Genomic DNA, 17,812 nt, shown 5'->3' on the forward strand with positions numbered 1-17,812 from the left:
TCACAGCCGGTTAGCGACTGCACCCTCGCTCAACCTTAACGCGTAGCCATCTCAGCCGACGGCGACGTGGTTTCATTTTGTGCACGAACGCAGTACATCAGCACCACCGACGCCAGCAGAGCAATTGCCATAAAGGTGTAGGAGACACCCGGCCCGCCGGTCACGCCGTTGAGGTAACCCACCAGCCACGCGCCGAGGAATGCCCCTAACGCGCCAAAACTGTTGATCATCCCCATCGAGACACCGGAGACGTTGCGCGGTAGCAGTTCGGGGATCAGCGCAAAGAACGGCCCGTAAGGTGCGTACATGCAGGCAGCGGCCACAACCAGCAGCGCGTAAGAGAGCCAGAAAGACTGGTTGCCCAACAGCCATGAGGCAAAGAACGCGATAGCGGCAATCAGCAGCAACGGCCAGATAAACAGCTTACGGTTCTGGAACTTATCGGACAGCCAGGAGACGGTCAGCATCAGGCAGATCGCCGCCAGATACGGCACCGCTGCCAGCCAGCCCACCGCCACGATGTCCATCTGAGCCGCGTTTTTGAGGATTGACGGCATCCACATCATGAAACCATACACCCCGATGCTCCACAGCGCATGCACCGCGCAAAGCATAATGACGCTGCGTGAACGCATCGCTTCACCGTAGTTACGCATCGGTTTGATGTCGCGCTGCTCGCGATCCATCGCCTGCTGTAATGCCTGTTTCTCCTGCTCGCTCAACCAGCCCGCATCCGCCGGTTTGTCGCGTACCAGAATCACCCAGCAGAACGCCCAGATCACCGCCGGGATACCTTCGATAATAAACATTTCGCGCCAGCCCCAGGCTTCAATCAGGTAGCCGGAGACTATCGACATCCACAGCACTGTGACCGGGTTGCCGAGAATTAAAAAGGTGTTGGCGCGCGAGCGTTCAGTTTTGGTAAACCAGTTGCTGATATAAATCAGCATCGCGGGCATCACCGCCGCTTCGACGATGCCGAGAATAAAGCGGATCGCCATCAGCGTTGGGATATTGCTGACAAAGCCGGTCGCCGCGGCACAAAGCCCCCAAAGGATCAGGCTGTAAAAAATCATTTTGCGCACGCTATGCTTAACGGCGTACATCGCGCCCGGCACCTGGAAAAAGAAGTAGCCCAGAAAGAATAACGCGCCAATTAACGATGCAGTTCCCTGAGTAATCCCCAAGTCATGTTCAATACCCGCGGCAGCGGCAAAGCCGTAATTGGCGCGGTCAAGATAAGCTAAGCTGTAGGTAATAAAAATAATCGGCATTAAATACCACCAGCGACGTGCTGGCAGTTTTGCGAGCATATTCATACTCACTCCTTGGATTATTGTTTTCGCTGGCAAGCCACGACTGCGGCCCATTATTTATCAGACCGCGGCGAGCATGCCGCCGTCCACAAACAGAAGATGCCCATTCACAAAGTCAGAAGCGGGCGCGGCAAGATAAACCGCCGCGCCGATCAGCTCCTCCGGGTTACCCCAGCGAGCGGCGGGAGTGCGCTGGAACAGCCAAGCGGAGAATGCTTCATCGTTGACCAGCGCGGTGGTCATGTCGGTGGCGAAATAGCCGGGAGCAATGCCGTTGACCTGAATATTGTATTCCGCCAGTTCCACGCACATGCCACGGGTTAACATTTTGACCGCGCCTTTTGACGCCGCGTATGGAGTAATGGTTTTACGACCTAATTCGCTTTGCATTGAGCAGATATTAATAATCTTCCCGCGGCGGCGTTGCACCATGTAGCGGGAAACCTGCTGCGACACCAGAAAGACCGATTTCTGGTTTACATCAATCACTTTGTCCCATTCAGCCTCAGGGAATTCGGTGAAGGGGTAACGACGCTGAATTCCGGCGTTGTTAATTAAAATATCAATGGCCCCAACTTCCTTTTCGATTTGCGCGATGGCGCGCGCCACCTCTTCCCCGTTGGTGACATCAAATCCATAGCCAACGGCGCGATAGCCTTCGGCCACCAGTTTGTCCGCCGCCGCCTGCGCCCGCTGCTGGGTGATGTCGTTAATCACAATCTCAGCACCGTGCGCCGCCAGACCGCTGGCCAGCAGGTTACCAATGCCCTGAGCGGAACCGGTAATCAACGCGCGTTTGCCGGTAAGGTCGAATAGGTTTTTCATAAAAAACTCCTTTTTTAATAACTGTTACGCGTAACTGTATACGCGTAACAGTAGAAAAAAGAAGATCCAGGAAGAGGAAAATGATCGTTATGTGATCAACATTACATTTACGTGCAAGATGAAAAAAGAGGGATAGACCTGATAAGCGTAACGCGATCAGGCCGTAAGGACAGGTTACCGGATGGCGGCGTAAACGCCTTATCCGGCCTACAATAACGACAAAAGCGAATACGAAATGTCGTCCGGTCGAGCACAGCGACGCCGGGATTGCACCGGACTAAACATCCTTCACCCGCCCGGTCATCCACAGCGTCACCACCGAAATCACCGCAATTACCCAATAGACGGCATAGTGACCGTAGCTTTGCGCAACAGCCCCCTGAATCACCCCAGCCAGAATGACTCCCGTTGAAATACTGTTGGTAAATAATGTGGTCGCTGATCCCGCACGTCCGGGCATCAGATCCTGAAACCACAGCATGCCTATCCCGGCGATAATACCGATAAATACCGCGTTAAACAGTTGCAGCACCAGCAGCGCCGTACGGCTGTGAAAGAAGATCAAACCAAGATAAAACAGCACACCTGCCGCTACGGCCGCGATCATCATTCGCCGTTTGCCAAAGCGCTTCACGTAATAGCCCGCAAGAATCATCGCCGGAATTTCCAGTCCAGCTGCCGTCCCCATTAGAATCCCGGCCAGCTTGTCCGGCAAGCCCAGTTCGAGGCTTATCCACAGCGGCATATCGATGATGTACATGGTGTTGCAGGTCCACATCAGCGTGGAGGCAATAAACAACATACGCACATTTTTGTCCTGCCAACCGCCGGTCTGTTCCAGCGGCACGTCTACAGGCTGCTCCACCCGGGCGACTGACGGCAATATCAGCGCAATCAGCACCAGGCTAATGGCAAAAATCCCTGCGGCAATGGAAAACATCGCCGTAAAGCCGTAATTCAGCGCCAGCATAAAAGCCAGCGGAGGGCCAATTACCCAGGCCAGTGAAAGCTGCGCACGCATCACCGAGCTAAACATCACCACTTCACGCGCGGAGTTATCAGCATATTCCCGCGCCAGCGCAAACAGCTGCGGCATGGCGGTGTTCGCCAGCGAGGCCAGCAGCACACCGCAGGTGATCAGCGTAAGATAGTGACGATTAAAGGCAAACAGCAACGCATTGCCAATTGCCATCAGGCAGCAGAACATGATCAACTTACGTCGATCGCCCTGGCTGTCAGATCGTTTCGCAAGGCCAAGGCTGACGACGATCCCGACAATCGCATTGATGGTGTAAAACAGCCCGACCCAAAATGGCTGCGCCCCGACTTCACGGCTCAGGAACAGACTCAGCGTGGGTGCCTGCAATGCCCCCGCCACGCCCATCATAAAAGCGACCAGCATAAATGCCGCGTAAACGCCGTTGAGGCGCCGTCCCATGGTCATAATCCAGAGCATATCTTTCCTTTTAAGCGCAGCTGAAACGAAAAAAGCCAGCAGATAATACCTGCTGGCGCGGCGATTAACACCAATACTCAGTCACACATGATGTCTGCAATTTCCAATTCAGGAGTCAGATGTCATCTCCCACTGCATCAGCTCTTCGAGCATCTTTAAGCGCTGCGGGGCACTCGGGCAAGCCAACCAGGACGATTTTTCTGTCGCGGTAAAGTACTTCAACCAGAACTGACGCATAGATGACCCCTTCGTTGTCTCATCGCTTCATCGGAATCTATTATTGGCTTAATATAGGGATTATAAAATTGCTGAGTTTTCCGCAGGAGTTCCCCTTTTATGTCTTCTGGTCGTTTGCAACAACAGTTCATCCGTCTGTGGCAATGCTGTGACGGTAAGACGCAAGACACGACGCTCAACGAGCTGGCGGATCTACTGAGCTGCTCGCGTCGCCATATGCGTACGCTGCTTAATACCATGCAGGATCGTGGCTGGTTGACGTGGGAAGCTGAAGTTGGACGAGGTAAACGCTCGCGACTGACATTCCTCTATACCGGGCTGGCGCTCCAGCAGCAGCGCGCGGAAGACCTACTGGAACAGGATCGTATCGATCAACTGGTGCAGCTTGTCGGTGACAAAACGGCCGTCCGGCAAATGCTGGTCTCCCACCTTGGCCGCAGCTTTCGCCAGGGTCGGCATATCATGCGCGTTCTCTATTATCGCCCGATGCACAACCTGCTCCCCGGTACGGCATTACGCCGCTCCGAAACCCATATCGCCCGCCAAATCTTCAGTGCCTTAATTCGGGTAAATGAGGAAAATGGGGAACTGGAAGCGGACATTGCCCATCACTGGCAGCAAATATCACCTTTGCATTGGCGATTCTTCCTGCGCCCGGGGATCCATTTTCATCATGGCCGCGAGCTGGAAATGGAAGATGTTATCGCCTCGCTGAGGCGCATTAACACCCTGCCACTGTACTCACACATCACGCAAATAGTTTCTCCCACGGCCTGGACGCTGGATATCCATCTGGCCCAGCCAGACCGCTGGCTTCCCTGGCTATTGGGGCAGGTCCCGGCCATGATCCTGCCGCGAGAATGGGAAACGCTAAACAACTTTTCCAGCCACCCGATTGGTACCGGTCCGTATGCGGTAATGCGCAATACCAATAACCAACTGAAAATTCATGCATTTGATGATTACTTTGGCTACCGGGCGCTGATCGACGAAGTTAACGTTTGGGTATTACCCGACATCGGAGAAGAGCCTGGCGGCGGGTTGACGCTAAAAGGTCCCACAGAGGATGAAAAGGCGATCGAAAGCCGCCTCGAAGAAGGCTGCTACTACCTGCTGTTTGATGCGCGTAGCCACCGTGGCGCTAATCAAGAGGTTCGCGAGTGGGCAAGCCGCGTTCTCTCGCCAACGAATTTAATCTGCCACGCCGATGAACAGTACCAGCGGTTGTGGTTTCCCGCCTACGGTTTGCTTCCCCGCTGGCACCACGCCAAACCTGGCCATGGTGAAAAACCCGCCGGGCTGGAAACGCTGACGATCACCTACTATCGCGATCATATCGAACACCGGATTATCGCGCAGATCATGAAAACGTTGCTGGCGCAGCATCAGGTACAGTTGAATATTCAGGAGATCGACTACGATCAATGGCATGCAGGTGAAATCGTCAGCGATATCTGGCTCAACAGCGCCAACTTTACCCTCCCGCTGGACTTCTCACTGTTCGCCCATTTGTGCGAAGTCCCTTTGCTGCAAAACTGTATCTCGCGGGACTGGGAAAACGATGCGGCTCGCTGGCGAACGGGCGAAATGAGCCTGGCAGCATGGTGCCAACAGCTGCTCGCCACAAAGGCCATTGTGCCATTAATCCACCACTGGCTGATCATTCAGGGACAGCGCAGTATGCGCGGGCTGCGCATGAATACCCTCGGCTGGTTTGATTTTAAATCGGCGTGGTTTGCGCCGCCGGATCCATAAGAGCCAGCTCTTAATTGCTGCCCGGCAACAAAATCACTACACTAACGCCGTTCTCAACGGGGTGCTATGCAATATGCTGGCTGAGAGATACCCGTCGAACCTGATCCGGATAATGCCGGCGAAGGGATTTGAGGCTTATCTCAAGTCCTTTGCCACCCAACTCTTGAGGTGCAAAGTGTTTAAAAAATGTCTTCCGCTTTTACTGCTGTGCGCAGCGCCTGCCTTCGCTAAACCTGTACTGACCGTCTATACCTACGACTCGTTCGCAGCTGACTGGGGCCCGGGCCCGACAATCAAAAAAGCCTTTGAAGCTGACTGCAACTGCGAGCTAAAACTGGTCGCGTTGGAAGATGGCGTCTCGCTGCTTAACCGCTTGCGCATGGAAGGAAAAAACAGCAAAGCCGACGTCGTGCTGGGTCTGGATAACAACCTTCTGGAAGCCGCCACACAAACCAAACTGTTTGCCAAAAGTGGTGTTGCAAACGACGCCGTTAACGTACCCGGCGGCTGGAAAAACGATACCTTCGTTCCGTTTGACTATGGCTATTTCGCCTTCGTTTATGATAAGAACAAGCTGAAGAATCCGCCCAAAAGCCTGAAAGAACTGGTAGAGAGCGGCCAAAAATGGCGCGTCATTTATCAGGATCCGCGTACCAGCACGCCTGGATTGGGTCTGCTGCTATGGATGCAGAAAGTCTATGGCGATAAAGCGCCAGAGGCGTGGCAGAAACTGGCAGCCAAAACCGTCACCGTCACCAAGGGCTGGAGCGAAGCCTACGGCCTGTTCCTGAAAGGTGAAAGCGATCTGGTGCTCAGCTACACCACCTCTCCGGCCTATCACATCATCGCCGATAAAAAAGACAACTACGCCGCAGCCGACTTTAGCGAAGGCCACTATTTGCAGGTGGAAGTCGCCGCCCGTACTGCGGCCAGCAAGCAGCCGGAACTGGCCGAGAAATTCCTGAAGTTTATGGTGTCCCCGGCATTCCAGAATGCGATTCCGACCGGCAACTGGATGTATCCCGTGACGCAAGTCGCCCTGCCGCCAGGATTCGAGCAACTGAATAAACCGGCCACCGCGCTGGAATTTACGCCGCAGCAGGTTGCGGCTCAACGTCAGGCATGGATTAGCGAATGGCAACGCGCCGTCAGCCGTTAATCCCCGGCTGGTTGGTTCCAGGGCTTACCGCAGCTACGCTGATGGTGGCCGTTGCCCTGGCCGCATTTCTGGCTCTGTGGTTTAACGCCCCGCAGGGAGAGTGGCTCTCGCTGTGGCAAGACAACTACCTGTGGCACGTAGTGCGCTTTTCTTTCTGGCAGGCTTTTTTATCCGCTGTGCTGTCGGTTGTCCCGGCGATTTTCCTTGCCAGAGCGCTCTATCGTCGTCGTTTTCCAGGACGTCTGGCGCTGCTGCGCCTGTGCGCGATGACGTTAATCCTGCCAGTGCTGGTCGCGGTATTCGGTATTCTTAGCGTCTACGGCCGCCAGGGTTGGCTGGCCTCGCTCTGGCATACATTCGGGCTGGAGTGGACGTTTTCGCCATACGGTTTGCAGGGCATTCTGCTGGCGCATGTCTTTTTCAATCTGCCGATGGCCAGCCGCCTGTTGTTACAGTCGCTGGAGAATATTCCCGGCGAACAGCGGCAGTTAGCCGCTCAGTTGGGTATGCGTGGCTGGCATTTCTTCCGTTTTGTTGAATGGCCGTGGCTGCGTCGTCAGATCCTGCCCGTCGCGGCACTCATCTTTATGCTGTGCTTCGCCAGCTTCGCCACCGTTCTGTCGCTTGGCGGCGGGCCACAGGCCACCACCATCGAGCTGGCTATCTATCAGGCGCTGAATTTTGATTACGATCCTGCCCGCGCAGCCATGCTGGCGTTGATCCAGATGGTTTGTTGTTTGGCGCTGGTGCTCCTCAGTCAACGTCTGAGCCGGGCGATTGCTCCCGGTGCTACCCTGGTACAAGGCTGGCGCGATCCCGACGATCGCCTGCACAGCCGACTGGCTGACGCAATCCTGATTATTCTTGCCCTGTTGCTGTTGCTGCCGCCGCTGCTGGCGGTAGTTGTCGATGGCTTAAACCGCCATGTTCTGGATGTACTGATGCAGCCAGTGCTGTGGCAGGCGCTGGGAACCTCGCTGCGCATCGCATTAGCAGCAGGAGCGTTATGCGTCGTACTCACCATGATGCTGTTATGGAGCAGTCGTGAACTTCGTGCCAGACAGCAGCTGCTGGCAGGTCAGATGCTGGAGTTGAGCGGCATGATGATCCTCGCCATGCCGGGCATCGTGTTAGCTACCGGCTTCTTTCTGCTGCTCAATAACACCATTGGGCTTCCCGAATCTGCCGACGGTATTGTTATTTTTACCAATGCGTTGATGGCGATCCCTTATGCACTGAAGGTGCTGGAAAACCCAATGCGTGATGTCACTGCGCGCTACAGTATGTTGTGTCAGTCGTTAGGCATTGAGGGATGGTCGCGCCTGAAAGTGGTTGAACTGCGCGCCCTGAAGCGCCCGCTGGCGCAGGCGATGGCGTTTGCCTGCGTCCTGTCGATTGGCGATTTTGGCGTAGTGGCGTTATTTGGTAATGAGGATTTCCGCACCCTGCCGTTTTATTTATATCAGCAGATTGGCTCTTATCGCAGTCAGGATGGCGCAGTTACGGCGTTATTACTGCTGATCCTGTGCTTTACGCTGTTTACCGTTATTGAGAAATTGCCGGGTCGAAATGTTAAAACTGATTGATATCACATGGCTTTATCACCATCTGCCCATGCGCTTTACGCTGTCAGTCGCGCGCGGCGAGCAGATTGCAGTGCTCGGCCCCAGCGGCGCCGGGAAAAGTACGCTTTTGAATCTGATTGCCGGCTTCCTCACGCCCGCCAGCGGTACCATGATGATTGACGGTGAAGATCACACCACCACGCCGCCCTCACGCCGTCCCGTTTCCATGTTGTTTCAGGAAAATAACCTGTTCAGCCACCTGAGCGTGCAGCAAAACATCGGCCTGGGCCTGAATCCGGGATTGAAGCTGAACGCATCGCAGCGGGAGAAAATGCACCACATCGCCCAACAAATGGGGATCGACTCACTGCTGGAGCGACTCCCCGGCGAGCTTTCCGGCGGGCAGAGACAGCGCGTGGCGCTGGCGCGTTGCCTGGTGCGGGAACAACCTATTTTACTGCTTGATGAACCATTCTCTGCGCTCGATCCTGCGCTGCGCCAGGAGATGCTAACGCTGGTCGCCGAGGTCTGTCGCGAGAAGCAGTTGACGTTACTGATGGTTTCTCACAGCGTAGAAGATGCGGCGCGAATTGCGTCCCGCTCGATTGTTGTCGCCGATGGGCGCATCGCGTGGCAGGGCAAAACGGATGATCTGTTAAGCGGCAACGCCAGCGCCTCGGCGCTATTGGGCATTAAAGCATAATGCGTTGCCGGATGACGGCGTGAACGCCTTATCCGGCCTGCAGGTCGCACATTTTGTAGGCCGGATAAGGCAAGCAAAGGTGTCGTCAGTAACCCACCACTTTGCGCAGAATATCGATATACACCGGCATCAGCGGATGGCGCAGTAACGCCACCAGCGCGACCACGCCGATCCCGAGCGTTAACGGCGCCAGATACAGCAAACGGCTGCGGGGGAAATACGCCGTTAAGCGATCAACAGCCGCTTTGCCACTGCGCCACAGCCGCCAGCAAAACCACCCGCCCACCCAGAGCAACACCGCCGTCGCCAGCAGCAACCATTTAAAATCCCCGCTCTGCATATCAGAAGGGATATCAATTGCCGCTCCCGCCAGGATCCCCGGCAGGAAGTAGAACGGTGGCCACAGCACGCAGCCAATAATATTCGGGACGATAAATTTAGCGACAGGCAGATCCAGCATGCCTGCAACCATCGGCACCAGCGGGCGCGTCGGTCCGACAAAACGCCCCACCAGAATAGTAAACATGCTGTGCTGATGCAGGGCGTGCTCGGTTTTATCCAGCAACGCCTTGTTCTTTTTCATGAACGACCAACGGTGCAATGGCTTTTTAAAGCGCCAGCCCAACCAGAAGGAGATCCAGTCCCCCAACAGACAGCCGACGATGCCCGCAAGCCAGGCATGCCAGAAGTTCAGTTCGCCACTGCCAATCAGCGCGCCCAACCCCGCCATCATCACGGTCCCGGGCAGAATCAGACCAACCAGCGCCAGCGACTCCAAAAAAGCCACCAGAAGTACGGCGATCAGAGAGTACAGGGCGGACTGGAGAATAAAGTGTTCCAGCAATGCTTGCATAATGTGTCCGTCAAATTTACGAAGCAGGGATTTTGATAACCCCTCTCAACTTCGTCAAGCCATCAATTGTCTGAATAGATTGCGAGTTATGACAACTTTCAGGATACATCATTCACTTTTTATTCACATCCAGCACGAAACTCGCTCGGACTGGCCCCGGTACATTTTTTGAAAACACGAGAGAAATAGAGCTGATCGTCAAAGCCAACATTGCGACCTACGGTGGCAATGGGCATACGTGTGGTACTCAGTAATAGCTTCGCCTGGCTGATGCGCTGATCCTCGCGCCAGCTCAAAACGCTGATACCCAGCTGCTGACGGAACAGATGCGACAAACGGGAAGGCGACAGGCAGACGTGCTGCGCGACGCTGGCGATATCAAAATTGCTGTCCGCCAGGTGATCGCTGATGTACTGACAGGCATCGCGGACGCGGTTGTCCATGGGAGGGTGTAGCGATTCATTGATGGCTTCCATACGTCGGAGCAACAACTGTTCCAGTAAATTAATCGCCAGCAGTTCGGAATAGCGGCCTTCTCCCTGCCCGGCGTTAATTATCTGCCCAAACAGCTCGTTAAAATGCGGCTGATGTGCTTCATCCGGGCGGAAAAAACCGGTCTGGCCAAAAATGGCCGGCCAGGTCAGCCACTCCTGCCAGTAGGCGCGCGGGCGAAAGTAAACCCACTGGTGATACCACTCGCTGGCATCAGGATAGCGCCCGTAGTGGTGAATTTCTCCAGGTGGAAACAACAGAATATCGCCAGGCCGGCAGACAAACTGCTTACCCTGATTATTGATAACCCCTTCGCCACGGATGGTGAGATTGAGGATATAACCCTTCATACCCAGCGGCCTGTCGATAAAAAAATCCAGGTATCCGTTCGCCTCGATGGGGGTTAATCCGGCCACCAAATGCGCGTTAAACGAATAACCTGGCAACAGGGGATCGTTTTGCGTTTCAGCCATAATTTCAATACTCCCTACGTCCTGCCAAGAAACAATTTGTCCATATTACGCCAGACATCATCGCTGTCGCCCCTGCGGGCCGCTGTATTTGCGACAATGGACCATCAACCCCGCTTGTGAAAAGCTCTTTGTAAAAAACATGTACTACGCCAACGTCAAAATCGGCTAACAAAAGTGTCTATAACTACGGCAGAAATGTCCACATTGATTATTTGCACAGCGTCACACTTTGTGATGCCACAGCATTTTAGTCCATAAGATTAGCGGATCCTGCCTGACGGTTTTTATCGCTACTCACTACTGTTTATCCATACCCGTATTTTTGGATGGAGTAAGACGATGGCGATTGCAATTGGCCTCGATTTTGGTAGTGATTCAGTACGCGCTTTGGCGGTGGAATGTGCCACCGGCGAAGAGATCGCCACCAGCGTTGAGTGGTACCCACGTTGGCAGGAAGGGCAGTATTGCGATGGCCCAAACAACCAGTTTCGCCATCATCCGCGCGACTACATTGAATCCATGGAAGCGGCGCTGAAAACCGTACTGGCCGAACTGAGTGCTGAGCAGCGCGCGGAAGTGGTCGGTATTGGCGTTGACAGTACCGGCTCAACCCCGGCCCCCATCGATGCAGACGGTAATGTACTGGCGCTGCGTCCGGAGTTCGCGGAAAACCCGAATGCAATGTTTGTCCTGTGGAAAGATCACACCTCAGTAGAAGAAGCCGAAGAAATCACCCGCCTGTGCCATACACCGGGCAAGATCGATTACTCCCGCTATATCGGCGGCATTTATTCCAGCGAATGGTTCTGGGCCAAAATCCTGCATGTAACTCGTCAGGACCACGCAGTTGCCGAAGCTGCGGTTTCGTGGATTGAGCTATGCGACTGGGTTCCGGCCCTGCTCTCCAACACCGTACGCCCACAGGATATTCGTCGCGGTCGCTGCAGCGCCGGGCATAAATCTCTGTGGCATGAAAGCTGGGGTGGTCTGCCGCCAGCCAGTTTCTTTGACGAACTCGACCCCATCCTCAACCGCCATCTGCAATACCCAATGTTTACCGATACCTTCACCGCGGATCTGCCGGTTGGCACCCTGTGCGCCGAGTGGGCACAGCGTCTTGGACTACCGGAAAGTGTGGTGATTGCAGGCGGTGCTTTTGACTGTCATATGGGCGCGGTCGGCGCAGGTGCACAGCCTAACACGCTGGTGAAAGTCATCGGCACGTCAACCTGCGACATTCTGATTGCCGATAAGCAAAGCGTTGGCGAGCGTGCGGTGAAAGGCATTTGCGGCCAGGTTGATGGCAGCGTGGTGCCGAATTTTATTGGCCTCGAAGCTGGTCAGTCTGCATTCGGTGATATCTATGCCTGGTTTAGCCGCGTGCTGAGCTGGCCGCTGGAACAGCTTGCCGTACAGCATCCGGAACTGCAGACCCAGATTAAAGCCAGTCAAAAACAGCTGCTGCCTGCACTCACCGAAGCATGGGCGAAAAATCCATCACTGGAGCATCTGCCGGTCGTGCTCGACTGGTTCAACGGTCGCCGTACGCCCAATGCCAACCAGCGTTTGAAAGGGGTGATTACCGATCTGAACCTGGCAACCGACGCGCCAGCGCTGTTCGGTGGTCTGATTGCCGCCACCGCCTTTGGCGCGCGCGCCATTATGGAATGCTTCACCGAACAAGGCATTGCGGTTAACAACGTGATGGCGCTTGGCGGTATCGCGCGCAAGAACCCGGTCATCATGCAGGCCTGCTGTGACGTGCTGAACCGTCCGCTACAGATTGTCGCTTCAGACCAGTGCTGCGCACTCGGTGCGGCTATCTTCGCCGCCGTTGCCGCGAAAGTACACGCCGATATCCCTGCCGCTCAACAGCAGATGGCAAGCGCCGTGGAAAACACGCTGCAACCTCGCCCAGAGCAGGCTCAACGTTTTGAACAGCTTTACCGCCGCTATCAGCAGTGGGCAGTAAGCGCTGAACAGCAATACCTTCCGACTGCCGCTCCGGCGCAACAAGCCCCGGTAGATCTGGCAACCCTGACACATTAAGGACACGACAATGACGATTTTTGATAACTATGAAGTGTGGTTTGTGATTGGTAGCCAGCATCTGTATGGCCCTGAAACCCTGCGTCAGGTAACCCAACATGCCGAGCACGTCGTTAACGCACTGAATACTGAAGCCAAACTGCCCTGCAAGCTGGTATTAAAACCGCTAGGCACTTCCCCTGATGAGATTACCGCTATCTGTCGTGACGCAAATTACGACGATCGCTGTGCAGGGATGGTGGTCTGGCTGCATACCTTCTCCCCGGCAAAAATGTGGATTAACGGCCTGACTATTCTCAACAAGCCGCTGATGCAGTTCCACACCCAGTTCAACGCCGCCCTGCCGTGGGACAGCATTGATATGGACTTTATGAACCTGAACCAGACTGCGCACGGCGGTCGTGAGTTCGGCTTCATCGGCGCGCGTATGCGTCAGCAGCATGCCGTGGTCACCGGTCACTGGCAGGATAAACAAGCGCACGAACGCATTGGCTCCTGGATGCGCCAGGCCGTGTCCAAACAGGATACCCGCCACCTTAAAGTCTGCCGTTTTGGCGACAACATGCGTGAAGTTGCGGTCACCGATGGCGATAAAGTCGCTGCGCAGATCAAGTTCGGCTTCTCGGTAAACACCTGGGCCGTGGGCGATCTGGTGCAGGTAGTGAACGCAATTAGCGACGGCGAAATCAACGCGCTGATCGATGAGTACGAAAGCACCTACACCATGACTGCGGCGACGCAAGTCCACGGTGAAAAACGTCAGAACGTCCTGGAAGCGGCCCGTATTGAACTGGGGATGAAGCGCTTCCTGGAACAGGGCGGATTCCACGCCTTCACTACCACATTTGAAGATTTACACGGCCTGAAACAGCTCCCTGGTCTGGCCGTACAGCGTCTGATGCAGCAAGGCTACGGTTTTGCGGGCGAAGGCGACTGGAAAACCGCCGCTCTGCTTCGCATCATGAAGGTGATGTCAACCGGTCTGCAGGGCGGCACCTCATTTATGGAGGATTACACCTACCACTTCGAGAAAGGCAACGATCTGGTGCTCGGCTCGCACATGCTGGAAGTGTGCCCGTCCATCGCGGTGGAAGAGAAACCGATCCTCGACGTACAGCACCTCGGCATTGGTGGTAAAGACGATCCTGCCCGTCTGATCTTCAACACCAAAACCGGCCCGGCAGTGGTTGCCAGCCTGATCGATCTCGGCGATCGCTATCGCCTGCTGGTTAACTGCATCGACACAGTGCAAACGCCGCACTCCCTGCCAAAACTGCCTGTCGCTAACGCGCTGTGGAAAGCTCAACCGGATCTGCCAACCGCTTCTGAAGCCTGGATCCTGGCCGGTGGCGCACACCACACCGTGTTCAGCCACGCGCTGGATCTGAACGATATGCGCCAGTTTGCTGAAATGCACGATATCGAGATCGCGGTGATCGATAACGATACCCGCCTGCCGGCCTTTAAGGACGCGCTGCGCTGGAACGAAGTGTATTACGGCTTCAAACGTTAACAACTGCCGGATGACGGCGTAAACACCTCATCCGGCCTACAAGAATGTGCGATTTGTAGGCCGGATAAGCGTAGCGCCATCCGGCAAGATTCATCGGAGAGCATCATGTTAGAAGATCTCAAACATCAGGTACTGGAAGCCAATCTGGCGTTGCCTAAGCACAATCTGGTCACCCTGACCTGGGGGAATGTCAGCGCTGTCGATCGCGAGCGCGGCGTGTTTGTGATTAAACCTTCGGGAGTCGATTACAGCGTAATGACCGCCGACGATATGGTGGTAGTCAGTATCGCCACGGGTGAAGTTGTTGAAGGTACGAAGAAACCTTCCTCAGATACCCCAACACACCGTTTGCTGTATCAGGCATTCCCGACCATTGGCGGTATTGTTCACACCCATTCGCGTCATGCAACCATCTGGGCGCAGGCGGGTCAGTCGATTCCGGCAACGGGGACCACCCATGCGGACTATTTCTACGGTTCGATTCCCTGCACACGGAAAATGATCGACGAAGAAATCAACGGCGAATATGAATGGGAAACCGGCAACGTGATCGTTGAAACCTTTGAGAAACAAGGTATTGACGCCGCGCAGATGCCTGGCGTGCTGGTGCACTCTCACGGTCCGTTTGCCTGGGGAAAAAATGCCGAAGACGCGGTGCATAACGCCATCGTGCTGGAAGAAGTCGCCTATATGGGGATCTTCTGTCGCCAGCTCGCGCCGCAGTTACCGGATATGCAGCAAACCCTGCTAGATAAACACTACCTGCGCAAACACGGTACAAAAGCGTATTACGGGCAGTAACCTCTTTTGAGCATGACAACTGTATAAAATCACAGCTAATTTATCAGAACCAGGCTATAATAATGCCTGGTTTTTTGATGGATACGCAGCGTGGCGCAAGCAGGTTTTATTTTAACCCGGCACTGGCGGGACACCCCACAGGGAACTGAGGTCTCATTCTGGCTGGCTACAGACAATGGGCCGCTGCAGGTCATGCTCGCGCCTCAGGAGTCGGTCGCGTTTATTCCCACCAGTCAGGTTCCTCGCGTAACGTCATTATTACGCACTGAAAACGGCTATCGCCTGACACCGCTGCAGTTGCAAGACTTCCACCGCCAGCCTGTTTCCGGCCTGTATTGCCGCTCACATCGCCAGCTCATGCGGTTGGAAAAACTGCTGCGCGAAAACGCAGTCACCGTCTATGAGGGCGACGTACGCCCACCTGAGCGGTATCTGATGGAGCGCTTTATCACCTCCCCTGTTTGGGTCGAAGGCGACAGACATGGCGACATGCTGGTGAATGCCCGCCTGAAGCCGAACCCTGACTATCGACCACCGCTAAAATGGGTATCGCTGGATATCGAAACAACCCGCCACGGCGAACTCTATTGCATCGGTCTGGAAGGCTGCGGGCAGCGTATTGTCTACATACTCGGCCCGGCAAACGGCGACGCCTCTACGCTGGATTTTGAACTTGAGTACGTTGCAAGCCGCCCGCAGTTGCTGGAAAAACTAAATGACTGGATTGCCCGTCACGATCCTGATGTGATAATCGGCTGGAACGTCGTGCAATTCGATTTACGCGTCCTGCAACAGCACGCCGAACGTTACCGCATTCCCCTGCGTTTTGGTCGTGATAGTAGCGAGCTTGAGTGGCGCGAGCATGGCTTCAAAAACGGCGTATTCTTCGCTCAGGCTAAAGGCCGCCTGATTATCGATGGTATTGAGGCACTCAAATCCGCATTCTGGAATTTCTCGTCATTTTCACTGGAAACAGTGTCACAGGAGCTGCTGGGCGAAGGGAAGTCGATTGATAATCCGTGGGACAGAATGGACGAAATCGACCGTCGATTTGCCCAGGATAAGCCCGCGCTTGCCACCTACAATCTCAAAGACTGTGAGTTGGTCACGCGCATTTTTCATAAAACCGAGATCATGCCATTTCTGCTGGAACGATCGACGGTCAACGGTCTGCCGGTCGACCGGCACGGTGGTTCAGTTGCCGCCTTCGGACATCTCTACCTGCCACGAATGCACCGGGCGGGTTATGTGGCGCCGAATCTGGGTGAAGTCCCCGCGCACGCCAGTCCCGGCGGCTACGTGATGGACTCACGCCCAGGCTTATACGACTCGGTACTGGTGCTGGATTACAAAAGCCTGTATCCCTCAATAATTCGTACTTTTTTAATCGATCCGGTGGGGCTTATCGAAGGGATGGCGCAGCCGAATCCGGAACACAGCACCGAAGGTTTCCTTGACGCCTGGTTTTCACGCGAAAAGCACTGCCTGCCTGAAATCGTTACTCAGATCTGGCACGGGCGCGAAGAAGCAAAACGCCGTGGCAATAAGCCACTCTCACAGGCGTTGAAAATCATCATGAACGCATTTTACGGCGTGCTGGGCACCACTGCCTGTCGCTTTTTCGACCCGAGACTGGCCTCGTCCATTACCATGCGCGGCCATGCGATCATGCGCCAGACCAAAGCGTTAATTGAGGCTCAGGGTTACGATGTCATTTATGGCGATACCGACTCGACCTTTGTCTGGCTGAAAAAGGCGCACTCAGAAGACGATGCAGCCCGAATTGGTCGGGAACTGGTGAGCTATGTCAACACCTGGTGGGTGCAATCGCTGAAGCAACAAAATCTGACCAGCGCGCTGGAACTGGAATTTGAAACCCATTTTTGTCGCTTTCTGATGCCGACCATTCGCGGTGCAGATACCGGCAGTAAAAAACGCTATGCAGGGATGATTCAGGACGGTGCTGAGCAACGTATGGTGTTTAAGGGACTGGAAACGGTACGAACCGACTGGACGCCGCTGGCCCAACAGTTTCAGCAGGAGCTATACCTGCGAATTTTTCGTAACGAACCTTATCAGGAGTTTGTTCGCGAGACTATTGACCGTCTGATGGCCGGTGAAATGGATGAACAACTGGTGTACCGCAAGCGCCTGCGTCGCCCGTTAAGTGAATACCAGCGAAATGTTCCACCACACGTTCGCGCTGCGCGGTTAGCCGATGAGCAGAATGTAAAGCTGGGGCGTCCGCCACAGTATCAGAATCGCGGAACCATAAAATATGTCTGGACGGTCAATGGCCCTGAACCTGTTGATTATCAGCTATCTGTGCTCGATTACGAGCATTATCTGACCCGCCAGATTCAACCCGTTGCCGAGGGAATTCTTCCCTTTATTGACGATAATTTTGCTACACTACTCACAGGACAACTGGGGTTATTTTGACGCGTGACGAAACCGCCGCCATCCAGTACCATAGCGCCCTTTCCATTCCTGGACCCATTTAACACCACTACCACTGATTTATTAGCCTGGTAGCGGGGTCGTATGCTCTCAATAACGGGGACTAGCCCGGAAAATGACGAGTATTGCCTGCAATTAAAGATATAGAGCCGAAC

General features: G+C 54.7%; 14 protein-coding genes and 1 riboswitch. Of the genes, 8 read left to right on the forward strand and 6 right to left on the reverse strand.

All coding sequences use genetic code 11. The features are described from left to right. Nucleotides 1-35 precede the first annotated feature (35 nt). The 4 genes from IB222_RS19105 to sgrT all read right to left on the reverse strand — a co-directional run bounded on the left by IB222_RS19105 (nt 36) and on the right by sgrT (nt 3,834). Nucleotides 36-1,319 carry an MFS transporter gene (locus tag IB222_RS19105; RefSeq protein WP_003829574.1) on the reverse strand — a complete coding sequence of 428 codons (1,284 nt, stop codon included), beginning with the start codon at nt 1,317-1,319 and terminating at the stop codon, nt 36-38. Between the two features lie 57 nt (nt 1,320-1,376). Further along, nucleotides 1,377-2,141, reverse strand: coding sequence for a gluconate 5-dehydrogenase (idnO, locus tag IB222_RS19110; protein ID WP_123268699.1), 765 nt, complete (start codon nt 2,139-2,141; stop codon nt 1,377-1,379). 277 nt (nt 2,142-2,418) lie between these two features. After that, nucleotides 2,419-3,597 (reverse strand): sugar efflux transporter, encoded by a 1,179-nt coding sequence (locus IB222_RS19115; RefSeq protein ID WP_149384462.1) that lies wholly within the window; start codon nt 3,595-3,597, stop codon nt 2,419-2,421. Nucleotides 3,598-3,705: 108 nt separating this feature from the next. Further along, a complete protein-coding gene (sgrT, locus tag IB222_RS19120) occupies nt 3,706-3,834 on the reverse strand; it encodes a glucose uptake inhibitor SgrT (RefSeq protein WP_003829577.1) in 129 nt (42 codons plus the stop codon). A 99-nt stretch (nt 3,835-3,933) separates the two neighbouring features. On the opposite strand from sgrT, the gene sgrR reads away from it, so the two are divergent. The 4 genes from sgrR to thiQ all read left to right on the forward strand — a co-directional run bounded on the left by sgrR (nt 3,934) and on the right by thiQ (nt 9,016). Continuing rightward, the gene (sgrR, locus tag IB222_RS19125; protein ID WP_148362453.1) at nt 3,934-5,589 is read left to right on the forward strand and encodes an HTH-type transcriptional regulator SgrR; all 1,656 of its coding nucleotides are present in this window, start codon (nt 3,934-3,936) and stop codon (nt 5,587-5,589) included. A 47-nt stretch (nt 5,590-5,636) separates the two neighbouring features. Then, nucleotides 5,637-5,734, forward strand: a riboswitch (TPP riboswitch). A gap of 30 nt (nt 5,735-5,764) precedes the next feature. Continuing rightward, nucleotides 5,765-6,748, forward strand: a complete 984-nt coding sequence (gene thiB / locus IB222_RS19130) for a thiamine ABC transporter substrate binding subunit (RefSeq protein WP_149384463.1) — start codon at nt 5,765-5,767, stop codon at nt 6,746-6,748. Next, nucleotides 6,724-8,334, forward strand: a complete 1,611-nt coding sequence (gene thiP, locus IB222_RS19135; protein ID WP_149384464.1) for a thiamine/thiamine pyrophosphate ABC transporter permease ThiP — start codon at nt 6,724-6,726, stop codon at nt 8,332-8,334. The genes thiB and thiP overlap by 25 nt, the downstream gene beginning before the upstream one ends. Then, on the forward strand, nt 8,318-9,016 hold the full coding sequence (gene thiQ / locus IB222_RS19140; RefSeq protein WP_003829583.1) for a thiamine ABC transporter ATP-binding protein ThiQ: 699 nt from the start codon (nt 8,318-8,320) through the stop codon (nt 9,014-9,016). Before thiP ends, thiQ begins: the two co-directional genes overlap by 17 nt. An 85-nt stretch (nt 9,017-9,101) precedes the next feature. On the opposite strand, the gene IB222_RS19145 is transcribed toward thiQ, so the two are convergent. Next, the gene (locus tag IB222_RS19145; protein WP_003829584.1) at nt 9,102-9,869 is read right to left on the reverse strand and encodes a DedA family protein; all 768 of its coding nucleotides are present in this window, start codon (nt 9,867-9,869) and stop codon (nt 9,102-9,104) included. Nucleotides 9,870-9,988: 119 nt separating this feature from the next. After that, a complete protein-coding gene (araC, locus tag IB222_RS19150) occupies nt 9,989-10,834 on the reverse strand; it encodes an arabinose operon transcriptional regulator AraC (protein ID WP_149384465.1) in 846 nt (281 codons plus the stop codon). 339 nt (nt 10,835-11,173) lie between these two features. On the opposite strand from araC, the gene araB reads away from it, so the two are divergent. The 4 genes from araB to polB all read left to right on the forward strand — a co-directional run bounded on the left by araB (nt 11,174) and on the right by polB (nt 17,639). Beyond that, nucleotides 11,174-12,883: a ribulokinase gene (gene araB, locus IB222_RS19155; protein ID WP_003829588.1), complete on the forward strand. Its 1,710-nt coding sequence runs from the start codon at nt 11,174-11,176 to the stop codon at nt 12,881-12,883. Nucleotides 12,884-12,893: 10 nt separating this feature from the next. Beyond that, a complete protein-coding gene (gene araA, locus IB222_RS19160) occupies nt 12,894-14,396 on the forward strand; it encodes an L-arabinose isomerase (protein WP_003829590.1) in 1,503 nt (500 codons plus the stop codon). A gap of 105 nt (nt 14,397-14,501) precedes the next feature. After that, entirely contained in the window at nt 14,502-15,197 is a 696-nt protein-coding gene (araD, locus tag IB222_RS19165; protein WP_149384466.1) for an L-ribulose-5-phosphate 4-epimerase, read from the forward strand. 90 nt (nt 15,198-15,287) lie between these two features. Next, nucleotides 15,288-17,639: a DNA polymerase II gene (gene polB, locus IB222_RS19170; protein ID WP_149384467.1), complete on the forward strand. Its 2,352-nt coding sequence runs from the start codon at nt 15,288-15,290 to the stop codon at nt 17,637-17,639. Nucleotides 17,640-17,812: the final 173 nt, after the last annotated feature.

Source organism: Citrobacter sp. C13, assembly GCF_014596815.2.
Classification (GTDB): domain Bacteria; phylum Pseudomonadota; class Gammaproteobacteria; order Enterobacterales; family Enterobacteriaceae; genus Citrobacter; species Citrobacter portucalensis.